A 1028-nucleotide genomic window follows, 5' to 3' on the forward strand; every position below is an offset into this window, starting at 1 on the left:
ACATGATGATAGAAGGGTGGTTTTTCTGTGCGTGCACATGGCGCACTGCGCGATCAACAAACACCGCTTCCCATGCTGGATCATTGGTGATACGGCTCAGGTCGCCAACGTTGGCAAAGCCGTGGGTTTCCACATCGGTTTCTGCCATCACAAACAGGCCGTAAATATCACACAGCTCGTAGAAGCGTGGGTCGTTCGGGTAGTGTGCGGTGCGAACCGAGTTGATGTTGTGTTGCTTCATCAAAATCAGATCTTTTTCCACGCGGTCCATGCCCACTGCGCGACCTTTTAGGTGGTCGTTGTCATGACGGTTTACACCATGCAGCATCACGTATTGATTGTTGATGTAAAACAGGCCATCGCGCACTTTGATGTCACGGAAACCCACGCGTTGTGGGATCACTTCCACTACGTTGCCTTGGTGATCTTTTAAGGTGATGAACAAGTGGTAAAGGTAAGGGTTTTCGGCCGTCCAATGCGTTGGGCTCACCATATCAATCGCAAAGCTTGTTGAGTGGTGGTTTTGGATAGTCAGTGAATCGCATTGACCACTGGCTACGACAGTGCCTTTGTCATGCAGCGCGTAATCCAGCGTATAGCCAGACGCGATAGCGGTGGAAAGGTTTTCCAATTCGATTTGAGCACTGAGCGTCGCACTTTGGTAATCGTCGGCGAAATCGGTGCGAATTGTTAGGTCTTGGACGTGAACCTGCTCTTTGCCCACAAGGTAAACATCGCGGAAGATCCCCGCCGTCCACCACATGTCTTGGTCTTCAATGTAAGTGGAATCGGCCCACTGCATCACGCGTACAGAGAGCAAGTTTTCGCCTTGGTGTGCGTAGGCAGAAATGTCGAACTCCGCAGTAAGACGGCTGCCTTTGCTAAAGCCGACGTACTCGCCGTTTACGTACACTTCAAAGTAGGTTTCCACGCCGTCGAACTTGATGATGGTTTGTTGGTTATCCCACTGTGGACCAAGTGTAAATGTGCGTTGATAAGCGCCCGTTGGGTTGTCGGTTGGTACAAAC

The 1028-nt window shown here is 50.9% G+C and carries 1 protein-coding gene; it reads right to left on the minus strand.

Annotated elements, in window-relative coordinates; genetic code table 11:
• A partial coding sequence (locus R8N28_RS27210) for a glycoside hydrolase family 2 TIM barrel-domain containing protein (protein ID WP_318183915.1) occupies positions 1 to 1028 on the minus strand: 1028 nt, incomplete at both ends.

The organism is Vibrio sp. Vb1554 (assembly GCF_033344235.1).